This window comes from Aliiroseovarius sp. ABM4_368 (assembly GCF_056161205.1).
Genome location: NZ_JBSWYR010000001.1, coordinates 293,847 through 319,038, shown reverse-complemented (window position 1 = coordinate 319,038; position 25,192 = coordinate 293,847). Strand labels below are relative to the sequence as shown.

At 58.9% G+C, this 25,192-nt stretch carries 29 protein-coding genes; 7 read left to right on the top strand and 22 right to left on the bottom strand.

Going from position 1 to position 25,192, the window contains the following annotated elements; genetic code table 11:
* Positions 1-10: 10 nt before the first annotated feature.
* The 12 genes from pal to ruvC form a co-directional block, all read right to left on the bottom strand.
* Positions 11-523 carry a peptidoglycan-associated lipoprotein Pal gene (pal, locus tag ACXAH3_RS01665; RefSeq protein ID WP_474860328.1) on the bottom strand — a complete coding sequence of 171 codons (513 nt, stop codon included), beginning with the start codon at positions 521-523 and terminating at the stop codon, positions 11-13.
* Positions 524-636: 113 nt separating this feature from the next.
* A complete protein-coding gene (tolB, locus tag ACXAH3_RS01660) occupies positions 637-1,986 on the bottom strand; it encodes a Tol-Pal system beta propeller repeat protein TolB (protein ID WP_474860327.1) in 1,350 nt (449 codons plus the stop codon).
* A 17-nt stretch (positions 1,987-2,003) separates the two neighbouring features.
* Complete coding sequence (locus ACXAH3_RS01655) at positions 2,004-2,147, bottom strand: hypothetical protein (protein WP_474860326.1); 144 nt, start codon at positions 2,145-2,147, stop codon at positions 2,004-2,006.
* Complete coding sequence (locus tag ACXAH3_RS01650) at positions 2,147-3,169, bottom strand: hypothetical protein (protein ID WP_474860325.1); 1,023 nt, start codon at positions 3,167-3,169, stop codon at positions 2,147-2,149. Before ACXAH3_RS01650 ends, ACXAH3_RS01655 begins: the two co-directional genes overlap by 1 nt.
* Positions 3,170-3,176: 7 nt before the next feature.
* Positions 3,177-3,659, bottom strand: coding sequence for an ExbD/TolR family protein (locus ACXAH3_RS01645; RefSeq protein WP_474860324.1), 483 nt, complete (start codon positions 3,657-3,659; stop codon positions 3,177-3,179).
* Position 3,660: 1 nt separating this feature from the next.
* Complete coding sequence (tolQ, locus tag ACXAH3_RS01640) at positions 3,661-4,356, bottom strand: protein TolQ (protein WP_474860323.1); 696 nt, start codon at positions 4,354-4,356, stop codon at positions 3,661-3,663.
* Between the two features lie 111 nt (positions 4,357-4,467).
* Positions 4,468-4,854, bottom strand: coding sequence for a tol-pal system-associated acyl-CoA thioesterase (gene ybgC / locus ACXAH3_RS01635; protein ID WP_474861136.1), 387 nt, complete (start codon positions 4,852-4,854; stop codon positions 4,468-4,470).
* A gap of 57 nt (positions 4,855-4,911) precedes the next feature.
* Positions 4,912-5,337: a hypothetical protein gene (locus ACXAH3_RS01630; RefSeq protein ID WP_474860322.1), complete on the bottom strand. Its 426-nt coding sequence runs from the start codon at positions 5,335-5,337 to the stop codon at positions 4,912-4,914.
* 54 nt (positions 5,338-5,391) lie between these two features.
* Positions 5,392-6,057 (bottom strand): hypothetical protein, encoded by a 666-nt coding sequence (locus ACXAH3_RS01625; RefSeq protein WP_474860321.1) that lies wholly within the window; start codon positions 6,055-6,057, stop codon positions 5,392-5,394.
* A gap of 55 nt (positions 6,058-6,112) precedes the next feature.
* Positions 6,113-7,174 carry a Holliday junction branch migration DNA helicase RuvB gene (gene ruvB, locus ACXAH3_RS01620; protein ID WP_474860320.1) on the bottom strand — a complete coding sequence of 354 codons (1,062 nt, stop codon included), beginning with the start codon at positions 7,172-7,174 and terminating at the stop codon, positions 6,113-6,115.
* 18 nt (positions 7,175-7,192) lie between these two features.
* Complete coding sequence (ruvA, locus tag ACXAH3_RS01615; RefSeq protein WP_474860319.1) at positions 7,193-7,906, bottom strand: Holliday junction branch migration protein RuvA; 714 nt, start codon at positions 7,904-7,906, stop codon at positions 7,193-7,195.
* Positions 7,903-8,409, bottom strand: coding sequence for a crossover junction endodeoxyribonuclease RuvC (ruvC, locus tag ACXAH3_RS01610; protein ID WP_474860318.1), 507 nt, complete (start codon positions 8,407-8,409; stop codon positions 7,903-7,905). The genes ruvA and ruvC overlap by 4 nt, the downstream gene beginning before the upstream one ends.
* A 355-nt stretch (positions 8,410-8,764) precedes the next feature.
* Here ruvC and ACXAH3_RS01605 point away from each other — a divergent pair, with 355 nt between their 5' ends.
* The gene (locus tag ACXAH3_RS01605) at positions 8,765-8,959 is read left to right on the top strand and encodes a DUF1127 domain-containing protein (RefSeq protein ID WP_474860317.1); all 195 of its coding nucleotides are present in this window, start codon (positions 8,765-8,767) and stop codon (positions 8,957-8,959) included.
* Between the two features lie 133 nt (positions 8,960-9,092).
* On the opposite strand, the gene ACXAH3_RS01600 is transcribed toward ACXAH3_RS01605, so the two are convergent.
* From ACXAH3_RS01600 to rpiA, 7 genes are all read right to left on the bottom strand, one after another.
* The gene (locus ACXAH3_RS01600; protein WP_474860316.1) at positions 9,093-10,622 is read right to left on the bottom strand and encodes a Do family serine endopeptidase; all 1,530 of its coding nucleotides are present in this window, start codon (positions 10,620-10,622) and stop codon (positions 9,093-9,095) included.
* Positions 10,623-10,723: 101 nt separating this feature from the next.
* Positions 10,724-10,984 (bottom strand): DUF1905 domain-containing protein, encoded by a 261-nt coding sequence (locus ACXAH3_RS01595; protein WP_474860315.1) that lies wholly within the window; start codon positions 10,982-10,984, stop codon positions 10,724-10,726.
* An 8-nt stretch (positions 10,985-10,992) separates the two neighbouring features.
* Positions 10,993-11,184, bottom strand: coding sequence for a DUF2065 family protein (locus tag ACXAH3_RS01590; RefSeq protein WP_474860314.1), 192 nt, complete (start codon positions 11,182-11,184; stop codon positions 10,993-10,995).
* Entirely contained in the window at positions 11,181-12,053 is an 873-nt protein-coding gene (hflC, locus tag ACXAH3_RS01585; RefSeq protein ID WP_474860313.1) for a protease modulator HflC, read from the bottom strand. Before hflC ends, ACXAH3_RS01590 begins: the two co-directional genes overlap by 4 nt.
* Positions 12,053-13,210 carry an FtsH protease activity modulator HflK gene (hflK, locus tag ACXAH3_RS01580; RefSeq protein WP_474860312.1) on the bottom strand — a complete coding sequence of 386 codons (1,158 nt, stop codon included), beginning with the start codon at positions 13,208-13,210 and terminating at the stop codon, positions 12,053-12,055. The genes hflC and hflK overlap by 1 nt, the downstream gene beginning before the upstream one ends.
* Before the next feature lie 129 nt (positions 13,211-13,339).
* The gene (gor, locus tag ACXAH3_RS01575; protein ID WP_474860311.1) at positions 13,340-14,707 is read right to left on the bottom strand and encodes a glutathione-disulfide reductase; all 1,368 of its coding nucleotides are present in this window, start codon (positions 14,705-14,707) and stop codon (positions 13,340-13,342) included.
* Positions 14,708-14,842: 135 nt separating this feature from the next.
* The gene (rpiA, locus tag ACXAH3_RS01570; RefSeq protein ID WP_474860310.1) at positions 14,843-15,625 is read right to left on the bottom strand and encodes a ribose-5-phosphate isomerase RpiA; all 783 of its coding nucleotides are present in this window, start codon (positions 15,623-15,625) and stop codon (positions 14,843-14,845) included.
* A gap of 130 nt (positions 15,626-15,755) precedes the next feature.
* On the opposite strand from rpiA, the gene ACXAH3_RS01565 reads away from it, so the two are divergent.
* The 3 genes from ACXAH3_RS01565 to ACXAH3_RS01555 all read left to right on the top strand — a co-directional run bounded on the left by ACXAH3_RS01565 (position 15,756) and on the right by ACXAH3_RS01555 (position 18,351).
* A complete protein-coding gene (locus ACXAH3_RS01565; RefSeq protein ID WP_474860309.1) occupies positions 15,756-16,439 on the top strand; it encodes a glutathione S-transferase family protein in 684 nt (227 codons plus the stop codon).
* A gap of 70 nt (positions 16,440-16,509) precedes the next feature.
* Positions 16,510-16,863: a YbaN family protein gene (locus ACXAH3_RS01560; protein ID WP_474860308.1), complete on the top strand. Its 354-nt coding sequence runs from the start codon at positions 16,510-16,512 to the stop codon at positions 16,861-16,863.
* Between the two features lie 108 nt (positions 16,864-16,971).
* Positions 16,972-18,351, top strand: a complete 1,380-nt coding sequence (locus ACXAH3_RS01555; RefSeq protein WP_474860307.1) for an L-serine ammonia-lyase — start codon at positions 16,972-16,974, stop codon at positions 18,349-18,351.
* A 2-nt stretch (positions 18,352-18,353) separates the two neighbouring features.
* On the opposite strand, the gene ACXAH3_RS01550 is transcribed toward ACXAH3_RS01555, so the two are convergent.
* Complete coding sequence (locus tag ACXAH3_RS01550; RefSeq protein WP_474860306.1) at positions 18,354-19,037, bottom strand: thiamine diphosphokinase; 684 nt, start codon at positions 19,035-19,037, stop codon at positions 18,354-18,356.
* A 153-nt stretch (positions 19,038-19,190) separates the two neighbouring features.
* Between ACXAH3_RS01550 and ACXAH3_RS01545 the strand changes: the two genes are divergently transcribed.
* A complete protein-coding gene (locus tag ACXAH3_RS01545; RefSeq protein ID WP_474860305.1) occupies positions 19,191-21,029 on the top strand; it encodes a hypothetical protein in 1,839 nt (612 codons plus the stop codon).
* 61 nt (positions 21,030-21,090) lie between these two features.
* On the opposite strand, the gene ACXAH3_RS01540 is transcribed toward ACXAH3_RS01545, so the two are convergent.
* Positions 21,091-21,369, bottom strand: a complete 279-nt coding sequence (locus tag ACXAH3_RS01540) for a DUF2842 domain-containing protein (protein WP_474860304.1) — start codon at positions 21,367-21,369, stop codon at positions 21,091-21,093.
* 4 nt (positions 21,370-21,373) lie between these two features.
* Complete coding sequence (locus ACXAH3_RS01535; RefSeq protein WP_474860303.1) at positions 21,374-22,669, bottom strand: adenylosuccinate synthase; 1,296 nt, start codon at positions 22,667-22,669, stop codon at positions 21,374-21,376.
* A gap of 183 nt (positions 22,670-22,852) precedes the next feature.
* On the opposite strand from ACXAH3_RS01535, the gene secG reads away from it, so the two are divergent.
* Both secG and ACXAH3_RS01525 read left to right on the top strand, forming a co-directional pair.
* Positions 22,853-23,221 (top strand): preprotein translocase subunit SecG, encoded by a 369-nt coding sequence (gene secG, locus ACXAH3_RS01530; RefSeq protein ID WP_474860302.1) that lies wholly within the window; start codon positions 22,853-22,855, stop codon positions 23,219-23,221.
* 270 nt (positions 23,222-23,491) lie between these two features.
* Positions 23,492-25,135 carry a CTP synthase gene (locus ACXAH3_RS01525; protein ID WP_474860301.1) on the top strand — a complete coding sequence of 548 codons (1,644 nt, stop codon included), beginning with the start codon at positions 23,492-23,494 and terminating at the stop codon, positions 25,133-25,135.
* The last annotated feature ends 57 nt before the right edge of the window (positions 25,136-25,192 follow it).

Here is a 25,192-nt window from a genome sequence, read left to right as displayed (position 1 = left end):
TCCGGTTAGATCAGCTGGTGATCGCACCAGCGGCCAGCACGGTCACAGCGCGGCGGTTCTTGGAATAACAAGCCTCGTCCGAGCAGATCTCGAGCGGGCGTTCCTTGCCATAGCTTACGGTCTGCAAACGGTTCGGGGCGACCCCGCGATCAATCAGGAAGTTCTGCACGGCAGACGCACGGCGCGCGCCCAGTGCAAGGTTGTATTCACGTGTGCCCTGTTCGTCCGCGTGGCCTTCGATCACGGCGGTATAGGTGGTGTTATCGATCAACCACGTGGCTTGCTGGGTCAGTACCTGCACAGCTTCGGGGCTGAGCGTCGACTGGTCCACAGCAAAGAGCACGCGGTCCCCGACGGTCTGATTGAAGTAAGCTGGCGAACGCGGATCCGAGGCGCTGCCTGCAACGAAGTCTCCGCCTGCTCCGGCACCACCGCCATAGCGGTCATTTCCAAAGCGGTCCTTCGAACAGGCCGACACGGCCAATGCGCCCACGAACAGCGCTGTCATCGCAATATGTTTCATGGTCTTTCCTGTATCTTGTCGCCCTGTTTGGGCATGCTCGTTCATATTCTTGCCGGAAGTCTAGCATTTCGCCGGCGGTTTGAAAACAAAGCGCGTGTTCCGCGCCATGTCGGTTAGTTCAGCAAGGGCGACCACGCGGGATCCGAAGCGGCCCCTTCGGTCAGCACACGGCGCAGGTTGCGGCCCGTAATGTCCACGGAATACAACGCCGCCTCGCCCGCAGCGCCTTGGCTTTCACGCGTAAACATGATTACGCGCCCGTTGGGCGACCAGGTCGGGCCTTCGTCCAGGAAGGACGCCGTCAAAAGCCGCTCTTCCGACCCGTCGGTGCGCATCACACCAATGTGGAAGCGACCTGCGTTTTGTTTGGTGAAGGCGATCAGATCTCCGCGCGGGGACCAAACGGGCGTGCCGTAACGCCCTTGACCAAAGCTGATCCGCGAAGCCTCACCACCACCTGCGGGCATAACATACAGTTGTGGACTGCCCGAGCGGTCGCTTTCAAACACAATCTTTGATCCGTCGGGCGAGAAGCTGGGCGCGGTTTCAATCGACGGAGCTTGCGTCAAACGACGGCTCTGTCCGCTGGCCACGTCCATTGTGTAAAGGTCAGTATTGCCGCCTGCCGACAGCGAATAGACCACGGTGCGCCCATCAGGCGAGAAACGCGGTGCGAAAGTCATGGTGCCCTCTTGGCTGGACAACACGCGACGGCCCACCGTGGCGACGTCCAACAGATACACCTGCGGGAAGCCGGTTTCATAGCTGGTGTAAAGCACCCGATCCCCTTGTGGCGAGAAACGCGGCGCCAGCACCAAAGCCGAGCTGTCCGTCAGGTACTGCACATTCGCGCCGTCATAATCCATGATCGCCAATCGCTTGCGACGCGCATTTTTGGGGCCACTTTCGGCCACGAACACCACGCGGCTGTCAAAATATCCGCTTTCGCCAGTGATCCGGCTGTACACAATATCAGCCACCTTATGCGCCATGCGACGCCAGCCACTTGCCGAGCCCGAAAACTGCAAGCCCTCGCCCAGCGGCTGACCCGAGAACACGTCGAACACGCGGAACTTCACATTCACATTCCCGCCCGAGCTTGTGACCGCGCCGGTGATCAAGGCTTGCGCGTTGATCGCTTTCCAGTCCGAATAGGCAACCGGGTTGGCAAAATTCGACACGCCCGAGATGAATGCGTCTTGGGGGATTTCCCGGAAAAGCCCCGTGCTGGCCAGATCCGCTGCAATCACGCGCGATATCGAGCGGGCAATATCGGCTGATCCACCATCTTCAGAAACGAAGTCGGGAATGGCGAAGGGCAAGGGTTCGATCACCCCGTCCGTAATCTCGATCCGCAGAGGACCTTCGGATTGGGCGGCGGCGATTGTTGGTGGCAGCGCCCCCGCCGTGATAACCGCACAGGCGGCCAACAAGCACGAGACTTTCTTCAGACCAAATTTCATCTGCTCAGACGTCCTTTTCATTGCGCGACTGCCCCTTTGATTGTGTTTAGCTTAGGCATAAATTCAGCACCCCCTTCAACGTCAGGGGAAAAATCGGCGAAAACTGGCGTGAAACGGACCATTTGCACCACTTTAGGTGGGATGGTGACGTGCTTTTGCATCACTTGATCCTCATCTTATCGGGGTTGAAGGTCATTTCGATCTCGCGCCATTGGCCATATTTCTCGGCGGGCAGGTCAAAGCCTCGTGCACCGCAGCGGATGATCGCCCGGCGCGCGGCTTGGAACGCGGTATTCGCGGCGGCTTGGTTTGGACCTTCCCAACTGTCCAGTGTGATGCCTTCGGGCTTGCCCTCGCGGCTCATGGTGACCAGCACCACGACTGTCGTGGACAGTGCATCGGTCGACGAGGATCCAAGGTTCCAGCATTGGCTAACCGCGACGCGCAGCCCGTCTTTTTCGCCGCGCGTCAGAGGCGGACCCAGCGGGATATCTTGCGCAGGCGTGTCTTGCGTACCGCCGGCGACCGCATCTTCTATCCTATTCGCAACGTCATTGGCATCCGAGGCAGAGGGGGTCTCTGGTTGCGCCACCTGCGGCTGCGGACGGCTCGGGCGCGATTTCGGACGTTGCGAGGTCGCGGGCGCGGCCGAGGGTTCCTCGACCGGTTCTTCGGCTTCGGTCACGATCTCGGTCGTGGCTTCGGGCGGCGCGGCGGGCGTTACTTCCTCGGGTGCTGGTGCGGCTTCGGGTGTCGGCTCGGGCGTTACAGCCTCGACCGGGTCGGGTTGTTCTTCCACCGGGGCTTCGGGTTCGGGGGCCGCTTCAGGGGCCACACGCGGCGCAGGGGCCGGAGGCGCGGTTTCAGGTTCCGGCGCGATCTCGGGTTCGGGTTCAGGCTGGGGTTCCGCCTCGGGCACCGGTTCGGGTTCCGGTTCGGGCACAGGTTCAGGTTCTGGCGCGGGTTCCGGTTCAGGACGCGGCGCTGGCGCAGGCGTATTCTCGGGCGCATTGGCTTCGCCCGCAGGCGCGCTCAGTGCTGCAAATTCATCTTCGGAAATGAACGAAACATCGGACACGGGCACAAGTTCTTCGTCGCGGTCCCATTTAAAGACCCCGCCGAAAAGCACCCACAGGATCAAAACCCCATGAGCGGCTGTTGAGATATACAGCCCCTTGCGCATCGCAGCCCTAGTTCCCCTGCCCGGTCAGCGTCGGGCCACCGCCTTCGGTCACGAAACCGATCTTGGAAAAGCCAGCAGCGTTCAGTGCGCCCATGATCTGGGCCGTGGTGTCCCATTCGACCTGACCGTCAATGCGCAGAAAGATCTTGTCGTCCACACGTTCTGCGGCGATGGCACGCAGGCGGGGGATCAGATCGTCGCGCGCGATCTCAGTCGTTTGCAGGAAGACCTGTCCTTCGGCGTTGATGGTAATGGCCAGCGGTTCTTCCTCGGGCGCTTCCAAGGACTTAGCAGCGGTCTGCGACAGTTCGACAGGCACGCCAACCACCGACAAGGGAGCGGCCACCATGAAGATGATCAGAAGCACCAGCATGACGTCCACGAAGGGCGTCACGTTGATTTCTGCCATCACGCGGCGATGCTTGCCGCGACGGCGCCCACGACGAGCGCGCCGATCGGCACCCCCGCTGCTTTGCACATTCGCGCCCATCTTAACTGTCCAACTGACGGCTGAGGATGGTTGCGAATTCGTCCGCGAAGGCTTCATAGCCCGCAAGGATGTTGTCGCTGTCCACGCTCAGCTTGTTATAGAATACCGCTGCCGGGATCGCAGCCAGAAGGCCCAAACCGGTTGCCAGAAGGGCCTCGGCGATGCCGGGGGCCACAACGGCCAGATTGGTGTTCTGTTGCTGCGCAATCTCGATGAAGGCGTTCATGATGCCCCAGACGGTACCGAACAGCCCCACAAAAGGCGCAGTCGATGCGACCGTAGCCAAGAAGCTCAGCCCCTTGTTCAGGTCTTCACCTTCCTTGGCAATGGCCACGTCCATTGAACGGTCAATCCGCGATTGTGCATTGGCGATCAGCCCGCCATCCGCACGGTGCGAGCGTCGCCATTCCAGCATCCCAGCCGCAAAGACCTTTTCCGCTGATCCGTCCGGGCTGGGACCGATCTGGTCAAACAGCTCGTCCAAAGGTTCACCGGACCAGAACTTGTGATCAAAGACGTCAGCCTCGGCGCGGGTGCGCCGGAAAGCCATGAATTTTGTGATGATGATGGCCCATGACCAAATCGACGCTACGATCAAGAGAAGCATCACCAGCTTCACTGTAAAAGTTGCACGTAGAAATAGGGCCAAGAAGGAGAAATCAATCTCCGCCGCTGCCGAAAGCGCTTCCGTTTCCATAACTCTGCCTCTGTACCGCCGCCTCTTTGGGCCGCTTTTCTGCACGAAGATTAACCCAAGCGCAGGCAGATGGCTATCAAAACCGCGTCATCGGCGGGATTTGCTGCGATTTCAATGAACCAACCGGCGAATATTTGCCGGAAGCCGCGCAGGTGCGCCCGTATCCGCGACGCAAACAATGGTCACAAGCGCTTGAAACAAAGGCTGTTCACCACGTTTGACGACCTGCTCCATCACCAGACGTGCGGCTGTCACCTGCGCGACAGATGTTTCAACCTGTAACTCATCGTCAAATTTCGCAGGCGCGACATAGTCCGCCTCGACCCGGCGCACGGCAAAAACCAGCCCTTCTTCGCGCATGACATTCTGATCTATCCCGATCTCGCGCACCCAATCGGACCGCGCCCGTTCGATATAGCGCAGATAATTGGCGTAATAGACGATCCCGGCCATGTCGGTGTCTTCATAGTAAACGCGGATGGGAAACTTGTGCATGATGGCCTCGTGGTTTTCGGATTGAAAATGCAGTTAAACGCAGCCCTGCGCAATGCGGAGTTACGAGTGCATACTCAAAAGCTCTCGAATGACTAAAAGTGAAAGTCCCGCAGACAAAGAAATTGTCCAGATCTTCTCGCGTTTTGCGCCGAGTGTGCCCATCCAGCCCTCTTCGAGCATAAGGTCTAGCCAGCGCTTCCCGTGCATGAAGAGTCCAACATTAAATACTCCGAGAATAGTTAATGCCAGCAGGCCTACAAACGCTTCCAGGAGATAGGGTTCAAGTATGTCGGTGATGAAACCAAGAATGGCAAAGCCCGCAAACCAAGGAAATGCAGCCCATAAGGACCGAAAGTAAATTGGAACCTTTCGCCGTACTGGCACCTGAAAAAACCAGATAAAACCGATAACATGAAGCCTGATCATCAAGATTAAGGCGGGCAATCCTGCCAGCAGAAAAATGGGGATCGAAAAGGACCAGTGCACAAGCAGTTACTCAACTATGTTTAGAGCAAGATCATCCTTCTTCCCTGAACTAAGTCAATGCTGCGTTTCGCCATCCGGCGCAGCCACCTGCATCCGCGCGAACAAGCGCAGCGCGTGGGATGCGTCATCGGCAGCAACGGGCAGCATCGGGTCATAAGCCGCTTTGACCAGCGCCGCGATCTCGGGCCGCAAGATTGTTTGCCCATCCGGCAGCAGCGCTAGGGGGCTTTTGGTTGCGAACACCTGGTCGCTCCACAACAGCATCGCTTGAACGGCTTGGGTCAGGGCAATCGCTTCGGCTGGAAGCGCCGCCATGGCATCAGTCATACAGACAAAGGTAAAACAGGCTTGAATGGCGTTCTCGTCATCAAATCTGAAGGCACGATACTGGCTTGCCCCTGCCGCTTTCAGGCGCGCAACGGTTGCCGGAAGGTCTGGGATCATCTCGCCCAATTTGGGCACGTCCAGCAATTCATCCCAGTCGCGGAAGAAGAACACCATAAGGTTAGCGCCAAGCTCGGGGTCGGTCTCGGCCATTTTGTGGCCCGCTAGAACCACGACCGCTTCGACCGCGCCTTTCACCACTTCAAGTGTCTGCTCGTCGACGCCAAAGACAACCGGCACGATGGGGCGGCCCCAACGTGCAAACGTAAAGTTGCCATTCGAGCGGGTAAAATGTGCAGTCACATCTTCGGGGGCCATAAGCGGCGCGTCAGTCATCTTGTGTCTCCTTGATCGCGCTGGGTGTCCCTTAAACGGAAGCGCGTTTCAAGCACTATCCGTCGAAGAGCTGCCCCTGTCCGGACTTCTCAGGCTTCGGGGCGTTTAGGCCCAGATGCGCCCACGCACGCTGCCCCAGCATCCGCCCGCGCGGGGTGCGTTGGATCAGACCTTGCTGCAACAGATAGGGTTCGATCACCTCTTCCAGCGCGTCACGGCTTTCAGACAGGGCGGCCGAGAGTGTCTCGATCCCCACAGGGCCACCACCGTAATGTTCCGCCATCAAGCCCATATAGCGCCGGTCCGCGCCATCCAGACCCAGATTGTCGACCCCCAATCGGGTCAGCGCATTGTCAGCAATGTCGCGTGTGATACGTCCGTCGCCCTCGACCACTGCAAAGTCCACAACGCGACGCAGCAAACGCCCCGCGATCCGGGGCGTCCCACGGGCACGTTTGGCAATCTCGCGCGCGCCATCTTCGTCTGCGGGTGCCCCCAGCTTGACGGCATTGCGTGTGACGATCTCGTGCAGCTCGTCCACCGTATAGAATTGAAGCCGCGTCGGAATGCCGAAGCGATCCCGCAAGGGCGTGGTCAAAAGGCCCAGACGGGTGGTCGCGCCGACCAGCGTGAAGGGCTGCAATTCGATCCGAACGGTGCGGGCAGCGGGGCCTTCGCCGATGACCAGATCCAGCTCGAAATCCTCCATCGCGGGATAGAGCACTTCTTCCACGACCGGGTTCAGGCGGTGGATCTCGTCAATGAACAAGACGTCATTGGCTTCCAGATTGGTCAGGATCGCCGCAAGGTCCCCCGCTTTGGCCAGCACAGGCCCCGAGGTCATTCGGAAGTTCACCCCAAGCTCGCGCGCCATGATCTGCGCCAGCGTGGTTTTCCCCAAACCGGGCGGGCCGTGGAACAGCACGTGGTCCATCGCCTCGTTCCGGCGGCGGGCACTTTCGATGAAGACACGCAGGTTGGCGCGGGCCTCGGCCTGACCGATGAAATCTTCCAGCGCTTGCGGGCGCAAGGCGCGGTCGACCTCGGCGCGTTCTTCCGGCGTTGGCGTGGGACGCAATGTGGGGTTTGGGCTGTGTGCAGGGTCTGAGATCGACATAAATTAATTCTTCAACCCCTAGCCCTTGGGCGCAAGCAGTTTCAATGCCGCACGGATCAGCCCGGCAGTGTTCAAAGCGGGATCCTCGCCCAAGGCCTGTGCAACGGCGGACGCCGCATCGCCGGGGCCATATCCCAGATTGGTCAGGGCCGACAGAGCCTCGGCCTGCGCGGCGGGATCCGTGTCTGGCGCGGTGGGCACAGCCGTCGCACCCGCCCCTGCTTGTGTCTCGATGACCGCGTCATCAAGATCAGGCTCAGACGTGGCAGCGCCTGAGCCTGCCCCAGCTGATCCTCCTGTAGATCCCCCAGCCCCTGCCAGCGCCATCACGCTGGCGGCTTTGTCTTTCAACTCGTTCGTAACGCGCTGCGCGGTCTTAGGCCCGATGCCCTTGGCCGCCTTCACTGCATTCCAATCCCCCAAGGCGATCGCCCGACTGACGCCATCCGCACCCAACGTGCCCAGAATAGCCATCGAGGCTTTCGCCCCCACGCCCTGCACGCTCATCAGCAAACGGTGCCATTCTTTTTCGACCAGCGAAGTGAAGCCAAAGAGCTGCAGATTGTCCTCGCGCACCAGAAGGTCGGTATAAAGCGCCACGGCCTCGCCATTACCGGGCAGCGCCGACATGGTCCGGTCCGAGACATAGACCAGATACCCCACGCCCTTCACGTCGATCAGCACGTGATCGTCGGCCCGATAGTCAATGCGTCCTGCAATCCGTCCGATCATGCTGTCGCCCTTTTCACTGCGGCCTCAAGCCGGCCTGCATTCTGTGCGTGGAAGGAATGGCAGATCGCGATCGCCAATGCGTCTGCGGCATCAGGCCCGGTGATCTGCACGCCGGGCAGTTGCATCCGCACCATGTGGTCCACCTGCTGCTTATCCGCGTGCCCCACGCCCACCACGGCTTTCTTCACAGCGTTGGGGGCGTATTCCCCAATGCTCAGCCCCGCCTGAGCGGGCACCAGCAGCGCGATCCCGCGCGCCTGCCCCAGCTTCAGGGTGCCGACGGCATCCTTGTTCACAAATGTCTGTTCAACTGCTGCTGTGTCCGGCTGATACTGCGCCACCACGTCCGAGAGTTGTTTATGTAAGGACAAAAGCCGCGACGCCAAATCGCCGGTACGGGACATGCAAACCCCATTGGCCACATGCGACAGCCGCGTGCCTTGGGTGTCCACCACCCCCCAGCCCATGTTTCGAAGTCCCGGGTCAATGCCAATGATGCGCATATCCTGCCCTGCTCTGCTGCTTTGCGACCTTTTTGGCGCTTTTTCGTTGTGGGATCAGAACTAGCACGAAACGAGAACATAGGCCAGCGCGATTTACGCCAGCCACCCGCCATGTCGGGATCAAGGCCCGGGATGACTGAAATGCACTATAATGAACCCGAAATGTTTTCAGCGGCACGCCCGAAAATTGCCTGTTTCCGACCATTTTCGGCCCTGCATATTCTGAAAACGACCCGTTGCAAAAACTGCATATGGGACATGCAAAAAGCGCGCTTGTGGGGGCGGTTTTCCGGCCCTAGATGGCGGATCAGAGCAATGAAGCTCACCCAACATCTTTTTTGTGAAGGACACGAAAATGGCTGCTTTCGAAACTATGACCCCCGCAACCGGCGGCGTCTTCGGGGGCCGTCTGTCCGACGCCATGCGCGGTATTGTTGCCGCCGTGGTCGCCTGGAATGACGCTCGCGAAACCCGCAACGCACTGTCGAAACTGACAGAACGCGAGCTTGATGATATCGGGCTGTGCCGCGCCGATATCGAAAACTTCTAAGACCTCGCCACTCGCGAAACCGTCTGCCACGTCATTTCGACGATCAAGGCAGACAAAAAGAAACCCGCGCCGTCCAGCGCGGGTTTGGTTTTCCCGCCGGATCCATTCCGGCGGGAATTTCTTTTCTATGGGCTTATTCTTCCAGCGTTAGCGCGACAAAGCGCGGGTTGCCATCACGGCGCACCAGCAGCAGAACCGACTTGCGGCCACCGTCGCGGGCAACTTCCAGGCTGGCTTCCAGATCGTCGATCAAGGTCACCGGCTGCTGCCCCGCCTCAGAAATCACGTCGCCCGCACGAATACCCTTTTCGAAGGCTTCAGTATCTTCGTCGATGTCCAGAACGGCCAGTCCCTCTTCGCCGGGGTTCAAGCCAAGTGCCTCGCGCGTGCTGTCATCCAAAGGTGCCAGCGACATGCCCAGAAGCTTGCTAGGTTCCGCCGGGGCCGACGGCTCTTCGCCGGTTTGGTTCGACGCAGCAACCGCATCTTCACGACGGCCCAGCGTGACCAAAATGGTTTCGGTCTTGCCATCGCGCAGGATCATAACGCGCACAGCCTTGCCCACGGGCGCGTTGCCCACGGTGCGTACCAGCCCGCCCGAATCCGTCACGTCAACGCCATCAAAGCTCAGGATCACGTCATTGACCTGAATACCTGCATCCATGGCGGGACCATCTGGCACATCCGTCACCAGCGCACCATCGGTGCTGTCCAGCCCAAGCGCTTCTGCGATGTCATCCGAGATGTCCTGAATGCGTACACCCAGCCAACCGCGACGGGTTTCGCCGAACTCTTTCAACTGATCAACCACACGATCCACCACGGCCGAGGACATGGCGAACCCGATCCCGATCGAGCCACCGTTGGGGCTGAGGATCGCGGTGTTCACGCCAATCACTTCACCGTTCATATTGAACAGCGGACCGCCCGAGTTGCCCCGGTTAATCGCCGCGTCGGTCTGGATATAGTCATCGTAATTGCCTGACAGTTCGCGGTTGCGCTGCGACACGATCCCGGCCGAGACCGAGAAGCCCTGCCCCAGCGGGTTACCAACAGCCATCACCCAATCGCCAACACGCATGACATCGCTGTCACCAAAGCTGACATATGTCAGCGGCTCTTCGCTTTCGACTTTCAAAAGTGCGATATCGGTGTTCGGGTCGGTGCCAATTACAGTGGCTTCCAGCTGATCTTCGCGATCAAAGAATTCGATCAGGATCTCATCAGCACCTTCAATCACGTGGTTGTTGGTGACGATGAACCCATCCTCGGAAATCACGAAACCGGATCCCAGAGCCTGACTGCGACGCTGACGCTGCGGTTCCTGTCCACCGTTCGGAGCCTGCTGGTTGCGATCAAGGAAATCGCGGAAGAACTCTTCAAACGGGCTGCCTTCGGGGATCATCGGCTGTGGGCCGCCTTCGCGCCCGGCCACGATGGTCGAGGTGGTGATATTCACCACAGCGGGGCTGACCTGTTCGGCCAAATCCGCAAAGCTTTCCGGCGCGCCACGCGCGTCCGCACGGATGGAGGTTGCCAACAATGTGGCGACCGCAAGGATCAGGGCCACAAAACCCCGATAATACTCTGTCTGCACTTGCCTAAGGGCGTATGCCTGCGCTCTCACACTACTCTCCTTTTCAATTCCTACCGGATAAAACATCCGTTTAAACGATAGTCTCTAGATAGGAACGGGAAAGCGCAACGCAAAGTTTGAGGGGAGACCTCACTGCTATGTGAACACACGTAACACGGCGTGAGCAATCAGGCAGGCGTGATCGTAAAGCGGCATTTGTCGCCAGTGTCCACGCCAGCCTTGCGACACTGCACCTGTGTTAGATTGAAGAAATACGCGTCTAAGCCATTGCCCCAAGGGTGAATACGGCGCGGAAATGGGGCGCTGTCATTCAGCGTCACTTGGGCATTGAATGCGCCCTTGAATGCATGGGAAATTTCAGGCTTCACAATGATATAGCGGGGCAGATCCTGTTGCTTGCGCAGGATCACCGCATCAAAGCGTATCACCCTCGCCGTCACGGGCGAACACCTGACAGCCAGACCAGCCCCACGCCCAGCGCGAGGGCGACCAACCCGATCATCCGTCGCTGATCACGGGACATGGCGGCCATCATCGCGACCAGATCATCCAGACGTGAAGGGGCCAGTGCGAACACCAGCCCCTCGATCACGAGCACAAGCCCGATACCTAGTAAAACAAGGCTCATTGCCGACCCTGTTGCGACCCCAGATAGTCGAAAAACTCGCTATCGGGTGAAATCACCAGCGACGAGTTACCAGTGGTCAGCGAGTTCTCGTAGGCTTCCAGCGAACGCAGGAAGGTAAAGAACTCTTCGTCGCGACCCAGCGCATCTGCCAGAATGGCAGTACGGCGGGCGTCGGCTTCACCACGCACGATCTGAGCGTTCTTGCGCGCCTCGGACACGGTTTCCACCACAGTACGATCCGCAGCCGCGCGCAAACGCTGGGCTGCTTCGTTACCGCGGGCGATCTCGTCCGCTGCCAGACGCTGACGTTCAGCGCGCATACGTTCAAACGTGGCTTCAAGGTTTTGTTTGGGCAGATCAGCGCGCTTGATGCGCACATCAATGATCTCGACCCCCAGCCCTGCGGCTTGGCCACGGGCTTGGTCACGGATCTGGTTCATCAGGACAACACGGTCTGCCGACAGAACAGCGCCCGAGTTAACCTTACCCAAAACCTCGCGCAGTTCAGCGTTCAGGATGCGTTCCAGACGCGGAGCAGCCCCAGCGATCGAGCTTGCACCCACCGCACGACGGAATTGCTTGGCATCAGCCACACGCCAGCGGGCAAACGCGTCCACTTCAAGACGGCGACCATCCGCTGGGGTCACTTCCAGCTTGCGGGTATCCAGCGGCAAAATCCGGTCGTCATATTTGACGATCTCATGCAGGAACGGAACTTTGAAGTTCAGGCCCGGCTCGCGGATTTCTGCAGTCACCTCACCGAACCAAAGGCGCAGGGCGGTTTCACGTTCGTCCACGATATAGACGGCCTGCATCGCACCAACGACCAGAGCGAACAGGACAAAAAGAGCGACTTGAGTACGTTTCATCAGTTCGACCCTCCGCTGTTGGATTGCGATTTATTCAGCTCATTCAGGGGCAGATACGGCACGACGCCGCTGTCGCCACCTATGGCATCATCCAAAATGACCTTGTCGATGCTGGTCATAACTTTTTCTAGCGTCTCAAGATACAGACGCTTTCGGGTGATGTCCTGCGCCTTTTGGTATTCGTCGTAAACCGCGATGAAGCGCGCGGCTTCACCTTCGGCTTCGTTCACGACCTGCGCACGATAACCTTCAGCTTGTTCCAGCAATTGTGCCGCTTCACCACGGGCCGCCGCAACAACGCGGTTGGCATAGGCGTCGGCCTGTTTCTGCAACGTGTCGCGGGTCTGTTCTGCCGCCTGCACTTCGCGGAAGCTGTCGATCACTTCTGCGGGTGGGTCAGCACGGTCAAAGTTTACGCGGACGATGTTCACGCCAGACTGATAGCCATCCAGCGTGGCTTGGATCAATTCTTCCAGCTCTTGCTGAATGACACCACGATCCGAGGTTAGGATCGGCGCCAGTCGTGATCGCGCGATGATCTCGCGCATGGCCGATTCTGACACGGCCTGAATGGTGTTTTCCGGGGCGGCCAGGTTGAACACAAACTTCTCAATATCCGAGATGTTCCAAACGACCTGGAAGTCGATGTCGACGATGTTTTCATCCCCGGTCAGCATCAGCCCTTCGGACGTACCGTCGCCAATGTTGATAATGTTTTCGCGCGTAACCGGATAGATTTCCTTGGTTACAACAGGCCACGGGGCGAAGTTCAGACCCTCTTGCCCGACGCCATAACGTTCACCGAACAGAAGTTCGACCGATTGTTCCGACGTATCGACGCGATAGAAGCTTGCAAAGACCCAGACCGCTGCCGCCACAAGCGCGACCAACAGGATCGAGCCGCGCCCGATGCCGGAGCCACCAGAGCCCGAACCGCCCTGCCCGCCGCCTTTGCGAGAATCTCCACGACCCCCCATCAGCACGCGCAGTTGCTCTTGGCCTTTTTTCATCAGCTCGTCGATTTCAGGGATCTGGGGGCTGTCACCGCCGGGGCGGTTGTTGCCGCCGCGATTGCCACCATTGTTCGAGGGGGGACGTCCATCAGAGCCGCCACGGTTTCCACCGCCGCCCCAGGGACCGCCATTATCGCTGGCCATCTGGTCCTATTCCTTCCGTGTTAAAAACAGGGTTTCGCGCTCTTAACTGGCCCTTCGGGCACAGAATTTCAAGGCAAAGGGGACGCAATGCGCCCCCTTTTCATGAGTTTCGCCATCCTAATCGCTGGATCAGTCGCTGCGGGTGGGCGACTTCATCAGCACAATCTCTTCCGACATGGTCGGGTGAACGGCCACAGTGCGATCGAAATCGGCTTTCGTCGCGCCCATTTTCACCGCTACGGCGGCAAGCTGAATCATCTCGCCCGCGCCATCACCGACGATATGAACCCCCAGCACTTTCTGGGTCGCTTGGCTGACGATCAACTTGAACAGCACTCGTTCATTCGAGCCAATGAAGCTTTTCTGCATCGGGCGGAAGGCGGCACAATAGACGTCGATCTTTTCTTGAGCGCGTGCGGCTTCCTCGGACAGGCCCACGGTGCCGTATTCCGGTTGGGTGAACACCGCCGAGGCCACGTTTTCGTGATCCGGCTTCGTGGGGTTGCCGTTAAAGACAGTTTCGACAAAGGCCATGCCTTCGCGGATCGCGACCGGGGTCAGGGTGATCCGGTTGGTCACATCGCCCACCGCATATATCGACGGGACCGAGGTCTGGCTGTAGTCATCGACGACCACTTCCCCACCACGACCCAGCTTCACGCCGGTTTCTTCCAGCCCCAGCCCGTCGGTGTTCGGCACACGACCGGTGGCAAAGAGCACCTGATCGTACATTTCTTCACGCCCGTCTGTGCCTTTCACCCAGATGGCGCCATCACGTTTCTCCATCTGTTCGACCTCAAGACCGACATGCAGGTCCACACCGCGTTCACGGATATGTTCGGCCAAGAATCCACGCACTTCGTCATCAAAGCCCCGCAGGATCTGAGCGCCGCGATACCACTGGGCAACATGGCTGCCCAGACCGTTGAAAATGCAGGCGAATTCAGTTGAGATATAGCCGCCGCCAACGATCAGGATGCGCTGAGGAAATTCTTCTAGATTGAACACCTCGTTCGAGGTGATGCCCAGCTCGGCCGCGCCCGGTGTGTCCGGAATAAAGGGACGTCCGCCGGTGGCCACAAGAATGTGCTTGGCGGTAAAGCTCTCGCCCGTGGACAGTTCGACCGTATGGGCGTCTTTCACAACCGCACGTGCGCTGAAAATATCCGCGCCCGAGTTGCCAAGGTTGCGGGTATAGATGCCTTCCAGCCGCTCAAGTTCAGCATGAAGCGCGGGGCGGAAGGTATCTTTCCAGTCAAATTCGCCACGCGCATTGCCAGTCCAGCCATAGGCAGCAGCATCCGCCGCCGCAGGCCCGTGTTGCGATGCAAAGACCATCAGCTTTTTCGGCACGCAACCGCGGATGACACAGGTGCCGCCCATGCGGAACTCTTCTGCCAGCGCAACCTTCGCGCCGCCTTCGGCCGCCACGCGCCCAGCGCGCACCCCGCCCGAGCCGCCCCCAATTACAAAGAGGTCATAGTCAAATCCGCTCATATCCATTGCCTTTCACGTCCCACCCGACCGGGTGTGCATCTTGCCGGTTTGTCGTTCGTGAAAGCTAGGCACTTCCCGCAGGGCTTTCCACCCCCGGAATTGTCACATTGATCACGTTTCTGCGTCTGAACCGGATTAGATATCCGCGAAGATGTTCGCGTCTTCGCCGTTATCAACCATGACCTCGCTAAGGGACCCATCGGTCAGGTCAGTTACCTCGATGCGACCATCGCCATGGCCCGCGATCACCATGTCACAAATGTCGATGAACAGCCCGTTTTCCACGACGCCCGGGATTTGGTTCAGCGCCAGCGCCAGATGACGCGGATCACCGATGCGTTTCAGGTGCAAATCTATGATGTGATTACCTTCGTCTGTAACGAATGGCACATCATCTTCGACGCGCAACACGGCTTCCCAACCCAGGACGTCGGTTCCGTCCAGCAGCGCCTCGACCGTGGCGCGGGTGGTTTGAAGCCCGAATGGAATGACCTCGATCGGCAGGGGGAATGCACCCAGGTTGGCGACCGATTTCGACTGATCGGCGATCACGATCATCTTGTCCGAGGCCGAAGCCACGATCTTTTCCTGAAGCAGCGCCCCGCCGCCCCCTTTGATCAGCGTCAGCTCGGCGTCAAATTCATCCGTCCCGTCAATGGTCAGGTCCAACCACTTGGCCTCGTCCAATGTGGTCAGACGAATACCTGCCAGTTGCGCCAAACCCGCAGTGCGGTGGCTGGTGGGGACACCGACGATATTCAACCCCTCGTTCTGCACCCGTTCGCCCAGATATTTGATCATCCAAGCCGACGTCGATCCCGTGCCAAGCCCCACACGCATTCCGTCCTCGACGAACTGGACAGCGTATTTGGCAGCAATGCTTTTCGCCGTATCGATGGGTGAAAGTTCTGCGGACATAACAACGAATCCCTGAAAACAAGCAACTGGAGCGCAGTATATACGACTCGGCCCCAAATTTGGCGAGTACCCAGCCCGCATAGGCATATTTTTTCTGGTCTCTCGTATTGGAATTTGGTTCTGTCGCCGCATGTTGAGACTTCACTATGCCCCTGACAATGCCTCGCTGATCGTCCGGTTGATTCTGGAGGAACTGGGCGTGCCATACGACACCATATTGGTCGACCGCAGCACCAATGCGCAGCACAGCGCGGCCTATCTAAAGGTCAATCCGATGGGGACGATCCCGGCGCTTGAGACACCGAACGGCGTTGTCTTTGAAACGGCAGCAATCCTGCTTTGGCTCGTAGACCGCGCCGGGCAGATGTCCCCCGCAGTGGACAGCCCGGACCGAGGGGCGTTTCTGTCGTGGATGATGGTGGCGTCAAACGGGATGCAGAACGACTTGCGCCAGCATTTCTATGCGGAACGATTCACCGCAGGCCCATTGAAGGATCACCGCGATATCGTCTCAAAACGTCTGCAAGCGCATCTGGATCGCTTTGAAGCACTTTTGGGGGAAGGCCACACGTGGTTCGGGTCCGACGATCCAACCGCTCTGGATTACTATGTCGCGGTACCCCTTCGTTGGTTCGCTCTTTATCTGCGGGACGAACCTTGGTTCAACCTGACCAACTGGCCGCGCCTGCAAAACCTTGCCGAACGGATCGAATCCCGCCCGGCGATGCAAGCCGCCATGACCGCCGAAGGGTTGGGCGCGACACCGCTTAGTCATCCCTCGCCCGCCAATCCGCCAGAAGGCGTGGCGCTGTAGGCACGGTTGCGACTGGACAATCGGCAATCCGCGTCAGAAGGTGCAGTTGCTAAAAAACCGGGCGCAAGACATGAGCAAGTATTTCTATCTGGCACTTGGATGGGTCGCCGTCGCGCTCGGCCTGTTGGGTGTCATCCTGCCCGTGCTGCCCACCACCCCTTTTCTTTTGGTCGCCGCATTTGCCTTTGGCAACAGCAGCCCCCGCGCGCGCGCTTGGCTGATTGACCACGCCCATTTCGGCCCCGCCATTCGCGATTGGGAAGAACGCGGCGCAATCTCGCGTCGTGCAAAAACGCTGGCAGTCAGCATGATGACGCTGGTCTTTGTCATTTCGCTGTTATTGGGCGCAGCTTGGTGGGTACTGCTTTCGCAAGCCACATTGATGGGTGCGGGCGCTGCCTTTGTGCTGACACGCCCCGACTGATCCGCCGCTCTGCCCCTGAACGCGATTGTCGCACAAACCGTCGCTTTTCCGCCCCCTTCTAATCGGGAATACCCGCAAGATAATCAGGTTAAACAAAACGAGGTCAGAATGTTCCTGTCTGTTTTTGACATGTTCAAAGTCGGGGTCGGCCCCAGTTCGTCCCACACGATGGGCCCCATGGTGGCGGGCGCACGGTTTCTGGACCTTCTGCGCAGCCAACCGTTTCAGGTGCATGGGCTGAAAGCCTCGTTGCACGGTTCGCTGGCCTTTACCGGTGTCGGCCATGCCACCGACCGCGCAACCATTCTGGGACTCGCTGGCTTCCTGCCCGACAGCTATGACCACGCCAAGGCCGAGGCAGCACTGACAGATATCGAGACCACCGGCACCGTGTCGCCCGAGGGGCTGAGCACCCTGAACTTCGCGCCGAAAACCGATCTGGTCTTCGACTATGACCACCCCCTGCCCGGTCACGCCAACGGCATGCAGCTGATGGCGACCGACGCACAAGGCGACATTGTGGTCCGCGAGATCTATTATTCCATCGGCGGCGGTTTCGTCGTGACCGAGGCCGAACAGGCGCAAGAAGCCAAACTGGACGCTGACGACGCCAAAATCCATCCCTACCCGTTCGAAAACGCGGTTCAGATGCTTGAGATGGCGAAAGCGTCCGGCAAAAGCATCGCCGAGATGAAACGTGCCAATGAACTCGTGCATATGGGCCCGGCCACGCTGGCCGAGAAACTCGACCGGATTTGGGAGGTTATGCAGGGTTGCATCCAGCGCGGGCTGGCGAATGAAGGCATCCTGCCCGGAGGGCTGATGGTCAAACGCCGCGCCAAGGCGATCCATGACAGTCTGATGGCCGAACAGGGTCTGAACCTGACAGCGCCCCATACGATCAACGATTGGATGAGCGTCTACGCCATGGCGGTGAACGAAGAAAACGCCGCCGGGGGACAGGTCGTCACCAGCCCCACCAATGGCGCGGCGGGCGTGTTGCCAGCAGTGGTCTATTATTGGCTGAACCACGTACCGGGCGCTGTGCCCTCGCGCATCCATGATTTCCTGCTGACTGCCTCGGCCATCGGGGCGATCGTCAAACACAACGCGTCGATCTCGGGCGCCGAAGCAGGCTGTCAGGCCGAAGTCGGATCCGCCAGTGCCATGGCCGCCGCGGGGTTTTGTGCCGTGATGGGCGGCACGCCCGAGCAGGTCGAGAACGCCGCCGAGATTGCCTTGGAGCACCACTTGGGCATGACCTGCGACCCGGTGCGAGGATTGGTTCAGGTGCCTTGCATCGAAAGAAACGGCCTTGGCGCGATCAAGGCCGTGTCTGCGGCATCTTTAGCCCTTCGCGGGGATGGCACGCATCTGGTCCCACTGGACGCCTGCATCAAGACCATGTTCGAGACAGGTCAGGATATGAGCGAGAAATACAAAGAAACGTCGCTTGGCGGGCTTGCCGTCAACGTCCCAAACTGCTGAGATTACGGGCAGAGCGCCGGGTCGCCCTGCCACAACACCCGCACGGCTTCGCGTAAACATTCGCGCGGCAGGATCACCAGCAATCCGTCGCTCTCGGCAGACAGCTTGACTGGCCCGTTCGTCACCTGGTTCGAAGTCCCAATCTGCCCCCAAGGCGCGAACTCTAACCCATCGACGGGCCAGCGCAGGCCAGTGGCATGGGCAATAACACAGGCCATCGGAAACAAGGACAGCCGGGTGCCTGTGGGAAGGTCCAGCGTGATGTCATGGCTTAGATGGAAGCAAATGTCACTTTCCCCAATAAGAATCGCTGGTCTTTGCGCCTGACGCACCAAAACCGAGTAATTGGCCAGCTGGTGGTCCATCCGTTTGCCGGTAAATCCGACGCAAAGCACCACTGGAGCATCCGCCAGATCCAGCGCCTTGTCGAAATCCGTGCGATTCTGGTCTAGGGTCTCGATCAAAATCGCCGGTCCCAACGCCGCCCGCGTGGCATCAGATATGGAGTCGAAATCCCCCGAAACAGCCAATAAATTAAGGCCCAAAGCGACCGCATGATCCGCTCCACTGTCGACGCCAAACAGGTTTGGGGCGATGGTTAACGCTTCTTCAAGGTCTTGCGAGAAAAACTGGCCGCCACCAAGCAATGTTACACCGGTCTTCTGACGTGGTATTTGACAACTCATGGAAAATTTTGATCCTATTCCTCATAACCGCCACAATTCGGCCACAAAAATGTCCCGCCCGCATCGCGCTTTTGCGCAATTTAAACTGCATAATTAGACAAATGTACCCAATTGTATCATTGTCGTCGTTCTGGTTGAGAAAGTGAGTTTTAAATGGTGGACAACAATAAAATCCTCACGGTTACCTATGGCACGTTCTCGTGCACGTTGGAAGGTTTTGATGATCCTTTCAGCGCAATGAAGTCTATCGCTGAATACTTTCGCGACCTCTCTGAAAAAGACCGTTCCTTCGGCGCCGAACCTGTTGCGCCGGATGCGTCTGTGCTGCACCGGATTGCTGAACGCGAAACGCTGAAGCAAGTTGATGCCCAGATCGAAGACAAAAGCATTGTCCTTCGCCAAAGTGCCGACGACCTAAAGCCGCGCGAGACCGCTCCGGTCGAGGCAGCGCATGCCCCAGACGAAAACGACGCCCTTTCCAAACTGTCGCTTTTGCAGGCTGCCGCTGACGAAGAACTGCCGACTTCTGACGAGTTTTTGGAAGATGAACATGCTGCCAAGTCGACGTCGGAAGATCTGGATGCTTTGGACGAGCTTGAAGAGCTGATCCACTCTCACACTGTGTCGGCGAACTCCGAAGACGAACCCGTGTCCGAGACTGCAGAACGCGATGCAAAGCGCCAGCGCGTGAAAGACCGAATCGCGATGAATGATGACGGTTCGTCTGATGCTGCCGCGGATGCTGCACCTATCAAGACAGCTTTGGCCGCTGGTGCTTTGGCCACGACCGCGCTGAACGATGAGGATGATGGCGCAACAGACGAACCTGTTAAGGTTTCGCGCGTTCTGCGTGTCAAACGCCAGCGCCGCGACGATGGCAAAGACTCGATCGTTATTTCGCAGACTGATACGCCGGAAAGCGACGGCATTGAAGATGCGGCCGAGGTTGAAGCTGCTTCCCCCCCCCTGTCCGCAGACGCCGAGGCCGATCTGGCCGCCGAACTGGCGCGAGCCGAGGCTGAAACCCGCGCCGAGCTTAAAGCAACAACCGCGCCCCTGCCGCCCCTGTCGCTGGACGACACGTTGCGCGTGGCCGTGCAGGAAATCTCGTCGAAAGTCGACAAGGATCTTCCGGCTGCTCAGGAAGAAGATTCGCCCAAAACTGAACTTCATCACGAGATCGAAGCCCTTCTGTCGACAATGGAGCAGGAAAGCCGCATGGACGCACGTCGCGAACGTCGTGCGCAGGTTTTTGACGATCAGGAAGTGGCCCAAGACGATACTGCGCTTGAACGTATTCTGGCTGAGACAAACACCCAGATGGACGATCAGCGCGCCTCGCGCCGCCGCAATTCGATCAGCCACCTGAAGGCCGCCGTTCAGGCCACCCGCGCGGATCAAACCAGTGGAGGCGACAAAGCCGAGACCGAGGAAGAGCAGCAGGAAACAGCCTATCGCAGCGATCTGGCTCAGGCCGTCAAGCCACCAAGCGCGGATGCGACCAAGTCGCCCGAGCCGCAGCGCGCCTCGCCTTTGGTGCTGGTGTCCGAACAGCGCGTGAAAGAGGCCGACGCCGATCAAGACGCGTCGTCTTCCGCCGCGCGCGATCGAGTGATCCGTCCGCGTCGCGTCAATGTCAACACCTCACGCAAGCGCCCTGACGCCGGGACCGACCCGGACGCCGAGCCTGCTGTCAGCGACAATCCAGAGCTCGAAGCGTTCACCGCGTTCACTGCAGATATCGACCACGCAGACATTCCGGGCTACATGCGCGCCGCTGCGGCCTTTGTTACCCAGGAATCAGGCGAAGCTCACTTCAACCGTCCGAATGTGGTGAAACTGGTCACTCAGCTTGACGTTCCCGGCGGAATCACGCGCGAAGACGCTTTGCGCGCCTTTGGCCGCCTGTTGCGCGAAGGGGATATCATCAAAGTGGCGCAGGGATGTTACTCGCTGACTGGTGCAGATCAGGAAGGCAAGCAAACCGCCTGATTGACCACAACATCGGCCACAGCGCTGAACGCAAAAAAGGCCCCGATTTCGGGGCCTTTTCTTATGGGTCTTTCTTGTCCTTCAGGGCGTATTTCCCTGCCGGATCATGGGGATAGCTCGCTTCATCCTCGTCCGGATCCGGTTTACCAACCCCCAAAAACAGGTTCTTCAAGGGCAGCATCCACAAGAAGCCAAGCACCACATAGACGATAAACTCGACCCAGATCGGTGGGCGGTTGAACAGGCTGACCACGAACACCGCCGCGACGATGTAGATCGGCAGCCCGACGACCAGCACAAGAATAGCCAGTCGCTTGCGGGCTTTGTATCCCAGCGCCATCAGATCAATCCGCGAACGGGTCGGTCACCAGAATGGTGTCGTCCCGTTCCGGGCTGGTGGACAGCAGAGCAACCGGACAGTCAATCAGCTCTTCCACGCGCTTGACGTATTTGATCGCGTTGGCGGGCAGATCATTCCAGCTGCGCGCGCCTTCTGTCGATTCCGACCAGCCGGGCATTTCCTCATAGACCGGCTTGCAGCGGGCCTGCTCGTCCGCGGCGGTGGGCAGATAGTCCAACTGCTTGCCGTCCAGATCATAGCCCACGCAGATTTTCAGCGTCTCGAACCCGTCCAACACGTCCAGTTTCGTCAGCGAGATGCCCGACACGCCCGAAGTGGCGCAGGTCTGGCGGACCAAGGCCGCGTCGAACCAGCCACAGCGGCGCTTGCGGCCCGTTGTGGTGCCGAATTCGTGCCCACGTTCGCCCAGACGCTGGCCGTCATCATCGTCCAGTTCCGTCGGGAACGGGCCTTCACCCACGCGAGTCGTATAGGCCTTCACAATGCCCAGAACATAGTCGATGGAACCCGGACCGATGCCCACACCTGTAGCGGCCTGCCCTGCGATCACGTTCGAGGACGTCACGAAAGGATAGGTGCCGAAATCGATGTCCAGAAGAGCACCTTGTGCGCCTTCAAACAGGATCCGCTTGCCGGCTTTGCGCTTTTCGTTCAGCACTTTCCAAACTGGTGCCGCGAATTTCAGGATGGCCGGTGCAACCTTTTTCAGAAGCGCAATCAGCGCGTCGCGGTCAATAGGCTCGATGCCCAAACCTTTGCGCAGCGGATCATGGTGCTGAAGCGCGCGGTCGACGCGGGCTTCCAGTGTGGCGTCGTCTGCCAGATCGGCCACACGAATGGCGCGACGGCCTACTTTATCTTCATAGCACGGACCGATGCCGCGGCCGGTGGTGCCGATCTTGGTACCTTTCGAAGCGGCCTCTTCCCGGGCACGGTCAAGTTCACCGTGGAAGGGTAGGATCAGCGGAGTATTCTCGGCGATCATCAGCGTTTCCGGCGTGATTTCAACGCCTTGCGCGGTAACTGTTTCGATTTCCTTCAACAGGTTCCACGGGTCCAACACGACCCCGTTGCCGATCACGCTTAACTTACCACCGCGCACCACGCCCGAGGGCAGCGCGTGCAGCTTGTAAACCGCCCCGTCAATGACAAGAGTATGGCCCGCATTGTGCCCCCCTTGGAACCGGCAGATCACATCGGCACGTTCGCTGAGCCAGTCAACGATCTTACCTTTTCCTTCATCGCCCCATTGGGCGCCTACGACAACGACATTGGCCATGGTCTTTTTCCTATCTCAAAGAAAACCCGGCCCGGTATAGCCGCACATCTTGCCCAGCGAAAGGAGTATTTGCTGCGAATGCAGAAAGGTCGCGATCCTGCCTGCGGCGGCTTGCACCCTGCGATCTTTTCGCCTACATACCCCGGCAGATCGAACGAACCCAAATCACGGGAAACGCCCCATATGGAAAACGTCATCCTCGTCATTCACCTGATCCTTGCCCTTGGGCTGATCGGGATCGTGCTTTTGCAGCGCTCCGAGGGCGGCGGCCTTGGTATGGGTGGCGGCGGAGGCGGCGGTGTCATGTCGTCACGCAGCGCAGCCACTGCGCTTGGCAAACTGACCTGGGGTTTGGCGATTGCATTCCTGATCACCTCGATCTCGTTGACAATCATTTCGGCCAAGAATTCAGCTGACAGCTCGGTCGTGGATGCGCTGGGACTTGAAGTGCCTGCCGCTGAAGGCGATGCCGTGCCGACCGTTCCCGATGTCAGCGATCTGCTGCCCCCGGTCAGCACCGACGAAAGCCTAGCGCCGCCGCGCGCCGACTGATTTCGGGCAGGTCATTCTGCCCGCCCTACCCTGTTGAACCGGTTTTCGCTTTGAAACCCGGGCGATAGAGAACCCACACAACACTTAGATGCGGGGCGCATTGCCGCCCCATTATCTAGACGATCCGGTTGCGCGGGGAACCGGAATCGATTATATCTTTAATCCCGTGAAGACCGGATTCGCAGCGGCAGATTCTGCCTGTATTTCTGTGCATCTCACTACAAGCTATTGCGGCGCAACGACGCCAGTATCACGGGGGCAGCCAACCATATGGCACGTTACATCTTCATCACCGGCGGTGTTGTTTCATCCTTGGGCAAGGGTTTGACCTCGGCCGCGTTGGGCGCACTTTTGCAAGCGCGCGGATACACGGTACGTCTGCGCAAGCTGGACCCCTATCTGAACGTCGATCCCGGCACGATGAGCCCGTTTGAGCACGGCGAGGTTTTCGTGACCGACGATGGGGCCGAGACCGATTTGGATCTGGGCCACTATGAACGCTTCACCGGCGTGGCTGCGCGCAACACGGATTCGGTTAGCTCGGGCCGGATTTACACCACAGTGCTAGAGAAAGAGCGCCGCGGTGATTACTTGGGCAAGACCATTCAGGTGATCCCGCATGTGACCAACGAAATCAAAGACTTCATTGAAATAGGCGATGACGAGGTCGACTTCATGCTGTGCGAAATCGGCGGCACAGTGGGCGACATCGAAGCCCTGCCCTTCTTCGAGGCAATCCGCCAGTTCAGCCAAGAACGTCCGCGCGGCCAGTGTATCTTCATGCACCTGACCCTGCTGCCTTATCTGGCGGCCTCGGGCGAGCTGAAGACCAAGCCGACCCAGCACAGTGTGAAAGAGCTTCGTTCCATTGGCATCGCGCCCGACGTGCTGGTCTGCAGGTCCGAGCATCCGATTCCCGACAAAGAACGCGCCAAGATCGGTCTGTTCTGTAACGTGCGCCAAGAGGCCGTTATCCCAGCCTATGACTTGAAGTCGATCTATGAAGCGCCGATGGCCTATCACAATGTGGGTCTGGATCAGGCTGTGCTGGACGCGTTCCAAATCGCGCCAGCCCCCAAGCCCGACCTGAGCCGTTGGGAGGATGTGGAAGACCGCATTCACAACGCCGAGGGCGAGGTTAAGATCGCCGTGGTTGGCAAATACACCCAGCTTGAGGACGCCTATAAGTCGATCAAAGAGGCTTTGACCCATGGCGGCATGGCAAACAGGACCCGCGTAAAACTGGAATGGGTAGATGCGGAACCTTTCGATAACGAAGACCCTGCCCCCTATCTGGAAGGTTTCCACGCTATTCTGGTCCCCGGCGGCTTTGGCGAGCGTGGCACTGAAGGCAAGATCAAAGCAGCCCAGTTCGCCCGCGAGCGCAAGATCCCCTATCTGGGCATCTGTCTGGGCATGCAAATGGCCGTGGTCGAGGCCGCGCGCAACGTGGCGGGCATTGCCGATGCAGGGTCCGAGGAATTTGACCACGAAGCTGGCAAGACCCGTTTCACCCCCGTTGTCTATCACCTGAAGGAATGGGTTCAGGGCAACTATAAGGTCAAACGCAAAGTGGGTGACGACAAGGGCGGCACCATGCGTTTGGGTGCCTATACCGCTTCGCTTACCGAAGGCTCGAAGGTGGCCGAGGTGTACGGCTCCGAGACCATCGAGGAACGCCACCGTCACCGGTACGAGGTCGATACCAAGTATCGCGAGCAGCTGGAAAAATGCGGGCTGGCCTTCTCGGGCATGTCGCCGGATGGACGCCTGCCAGAAATCGTTGAATGGAAAGATCACCCTTGGTTCATCGGCGTGCAATTCCACCCGGAGCTTAAGTCGAAACCTTTCGATCCAGCCCCCTTGTTCGCCGATTTCGTGCGCGCCGCGAAAGAGATTGAACGGCTGGTCTAAGCCTGTCCGAACAGATCCAAACGGGCGGGGATTTCCCCGCCCTTTTCTTTGCGGGAT